Source organism: Inquilinus sp., assembly GCF_057815775.1.
In genome coordinates this window covers 1-3,858 of the sequence record NZ_JBYRFX010000707.1, presented here as the reverse complement: position 1 = coordinate 3,858, position 3,858 = coordinate 1, and the positions used below count along the sequence as shown (strand labels likewise).

3 protein-coding genes are annotated in these 3,858 nt (G+C 67.2%); 2 read left to right on the top strand and 1 reads right to left on the bottom strand.

What is annotated here, in order from left to right; translation table 11 throughout:
* A partial coding sequence (locus AC3XYG_RS24705; protein ID WP_489142521.1) for a YncE family protein occupies positions 1-621 on the bottom strand: 621 nt, incomplete at its 3' end.
* A 338-nt stretch (positions 622-959) separates the two neighbouring features.
* On the opposite strand from AC3XYG_RS24705, the gene AC3XYG_RS24700 reads away from it, so the two are divergent.
* Positions 960-1,715, top strand: a complete 756-nt coding sequence (locus AC3XYG_RS24700; RefSeq protein WP_489142520.1) for a glucose 1-dehydrogenase — start codon at positions 960-962, stop codon at positions 1,713-1,715.
* Positions 1,716-1,863: 148 nt separating this feature from the next.
* On the top strand, positions 1,864-3,747 hold the full coding sequence (locus AC3XYG_RS24695) for a potassium transporter Kup (protein ID WP_489142519.1): 1,884 nt from the start codon (positions 1,864-1,866) through the stop codon (positions 3,745-3,747).
* Positions 3,748-3,858 lie beyond the last annotated feature (111 nt).

Below are 3,858 nucleotides of genomic sequence, written 5' to 3'. Positions count from 1 at the left end.
GTCGGCCGGGTCGATCTCGGCGATGTGGTTGGAGCCCATGATGCCGACCACCAGAGTCCCCGCCGGGGTCATCCAGATCCCGGCCGGCAGCGGGCCGACCTCCTGGTTCCAGACGATGGCGCCGGTGGCAAGGTCGATCGCCGCCACGCTGTTGGTGGCCTGCAGCGTGATGAAGACCCGGCTGCTGTCCGGCAGGAAGGCAATGTGGCTCGGCATCCGCGGCAGGGACAGCCGGTGCGACAGCGAGAAGTCGGCGGCGTTGTAGATGTCGACCCGGTCAAGCCGATCGGAGGTGGTGACGAACCATTTGGCGTCGGGGCTGAAGCCGACCTGGTAGGGGTCGCTGATCTTCGGCAGGCGGCGGCGGATCGCCCCGGTCGCCGGGTCGACGAACACCAGCTCGTTGCCGCCGGCATTGGCGACGATCAGATCCAGCCCGTCCGGCGTCAGCATCAGGTGGTGCGGCGCCCGGCCGATCGGGCCGCGCGACAGCTCCTTCAGCTCGGTGCCGCTGATCACGCTCATCGAATCGTCGTCGGAGTTCAGCACGATCACCGTGTTGGCCGTCGCGGCCGATACCGGCACCGCAACCGCAATCACCAAAGCCAACAGGCGCAGCACAAAGACCTCCAGCACAGACAGGCCGCCCACCGGATGCAGCGGCAGCCTTTCCTGGGTTTAGGCCACGGCGCGGCCGAGAGCGATTCCGAAAAGCATTACAAAAAGGCAATGCTGTCGGCCGGATTCGAGGAATCCCGCGGCGGAAGATCCGCGCCGGGCTCATACCTCCTCGGCGGACATTCGCCTGCTGCCGCGACGACCCTGCCCCTATAGTCCGGCCATTCGATCCACCGGGGCAGCCCCCGGGACAGGCGGCGCAGGCCGGGCGGCCCGAATTGACGGGCCAACACCCCCGCGGCGCAATCGCCACACGATCCGGGACAGGCAAGAGGAACAGCATGCGGCTCGAAGGCAAGGTGGCCATCGTCACCGGCGCGGCATCGGGTTTCGGCAAGGGCATCGCCGAGCGTTTCGTGCGGGAAGGCGCAAGCATCCTGGTGGCCGATCTGTCGGTCGAAGCCGGCGAGGCCGCGGTCGCGGCCCTGAACGCCGAACGGCCGGGCGCCGCACGCTTCGTCCGCACCGATGTGTCGCGTGACGCCGACACGGCCGTCGCCGTCGCCACGGCGGTCGAGGCCTTCGGTGGCCTGGACATCGTGGTCAACAACGCCGGCTACACCCATCGCAACAAGCCGATGGCCGAGGTCACGGAAGACGAATTCGACCGGGTCTTCGCGGTCAATGTGAAGTCGATCTTCCTGTCGGTCCGCCACGCCGCGCCACATCTGGCGAAGAAGGGCGGCTCGATCCTCAACATCGCCTCCACCGCCGGGCTGCGGCCGCGGCCGGGGCTGACCTGGTACAACTCCTCCAAGGGCGCCGTGATCACCGCCACCAAGTCGATGGCGGTCGAGCTGGCGCCGAAGCAGATCCGAGTCAACTGCCTGTGCCCGGTGCTGGGCCAGACCGGCATGACCTCGACCTTCCTGGGCGACGACACGCCGGAGCGGCGGGCCCAGTTCATGGCCACCATCCCGCTCGGCCGCATGAGCACGCCCGAGGACATCGCCAATGCGGCGCTGTACCTGTCTTCCGATGAGGCGGATTTCATCACCGGCGTGGCCCTGGAAGTCGACGGCGGCCGCTGCATCTGAGCAAGCCGCTGAGGGTCAGATCCGTGCAGCCGGGGCTTGCCCTGGCGCCGCAATCACCGCACCCTTCGCACCAGGGCAGTGAAGGGGCGATCAGAATGCCAGCAACGGCTGGGTTGTCGACGGCGCGCCATCCGACTAGGAAGGCGCGATGACGACTATCGCTTCCGACTCCCGCGAAAACCAGTCACTCGCGCCCAAACTCCTCGGCGTCATTGGCGTCGTCTATGGCGACATCGGCACCAGCCCGCTCTACACCATCCGCGAATGCTTCACCCATCCGGGTGCACCGGCAGTCACGGAAGGGGCCGTGCTGGGCGTGCTGTCGCTGATCTTCTGGGCGCTGACGCTGATCATCACCATCAAGTACATCTCGTTCGTGATGCGGGCCGACAACCGCGGCGAAGGCGGCGTGCTGGCCCTGACCGCGCTGGCCTTCCGCTCGCGCAAGGGCAAGCGCGGCCAGTTGATCGTCATGCTGGGCATCATCGGCGCCGCGCTGTTCTACGGCGACGGCGTGATCACCCCCGCCATCTCGGTGCTCAGCGCGATCGAAGGGCTGAAGATCGCCACACCGGTGTTCGACCCCTACATCATCCCGCTGACGCTCGCGATCCTGACGCTGCTGTTCATGGTCCAGGCGCATGGCACGGCCAAGGTCGGCATCGCCTTCGGCCCGATCATGTGCATCTGGTTCCTGACCATCGGCGTGCTCGGCGCCGCCCAGATCGTGAACCGCCCGGACGTCGTCGCCGCCCTGTGGCCGAACCATGCGGTCGAGCTGTTCTTCACCCATCCCTGGGCGGCGATCGTGGTGCTGGGCTCCGTGGTGCTGGCCGTGACCGGCGGCGAGGCGCTGTACGCCGACATGGGCCATTTCGGCCGCAACCCGATCCGCATCGCCTGGCTCGGCTTCGTCTGGCCGGCGCTGCTGCTGAACTATTTTGGCCAGGGCGCGATGCTGCTGGAAAATCCGGGCGCGATCGAGTCGCCCTTTTACCTGATGGCGCCATCCTGGGGCCTGTACCCGATGGTGATCCTGTCGACCGCCGCCACGGTGATCGCGGCCCAGGCCGTGATCTCCGGCGCCTTCTCGGTCAGCCAGCAGGCGGCCCAGCTGGGCTACATGCCGCGGCTGGAGGTGCGCCACACCTCGGCCGAGGAGAAGGGCCAGATCTACATCTCCAGGGTCAACTGGTCGCTCTACGTCACCGTGGTGGTGCTGGTGGTGGGCTTCGGATCCTCCAGTGCCCTGGCCGGCGCCTATGGCATCGCCGTGACCGGCACCATGGCGGTGACCAGCGTGCTGGCCTACCTGGTTGCCCGGCACCGCTGGGGCTGGAGCCGCTGGACTGCGCTGCCGCTGTTCGCCACCTTCCTGTTCATCGACATCACGCTGTTCGGCGCCAACACCATCAAGCTGTTCCATGGCGGCTGGTTCCCGCTGGTGCTGGCGGTGGTGCTGACGACGCTGATGTGGGTCTGGCGGAAGGGCCGCGAGATCCTGTTCCGCCGCCGCTATCGCGATGCCATCCCGCTGTCGACCTTCGTCGAGGGCAAGATGTACAAGCGGGCGCACCGGGTGCCCGGCACCGGCATCTTCATGACCGGCAATGTCGGCGTGGTGCCCTTCGCCCTGCTGCACAACCTGAAGCACAACAAGATCATCCACGAGCGCGTGGTGCTGCTGAAGGTCGAGACCACGGACGAGCCGCGGGTCGACGATGAGCAACGCATCGAGATCAAGGATCTCGGCGACGGCTTCTACACCATCATCGTGCGCTACGGCTTCCAGCAGCAGCCCGACGTGCCCCGTGCCCTGGCCGCCTGCAGCAGCAAGGGCCTGGGCTTCAACATGGCCGACACGTCGTTCTTCATGAGCCGGGAGTACTTCGTGCCCTCGTCCCGGCCGGAGCTGCCGCCGTGGCAGGAATGGCTGTTCATCCTGATGTCGAACAACGCCCTGAGCGCGACGGAATTCTTCCGCATCCCGGCCAACCGGGCGGTGGAGCTGGGCTCGCATCTGGAGATCTGAACCCCTCGCCACCGGTTCCTTCGGCCGGCCCGGTCCGTTGTGGTTCCGCGCCGGCTGTGACCCCTCGCCGCAAACCGGACGGTGGACGGCGCGGCCTCGATTGACACCCGC

Coding starts and splice junctions, on each gene's coding strand:
- AC3XYG_RS24700 (WP_489142520.1), top strand. CDS start 960: ATGCGGCTCGAAGGCAAGGTGGCCATCGTCACCGGCGCGGCATCGGGT.
- AC3XYG_RS24695 (WP_489142519.1), top strand. CDS start 1,864: ATGACGACTATCGCTTCCGACTCCCGCGAAAACCAGTCACTCGCGCCC.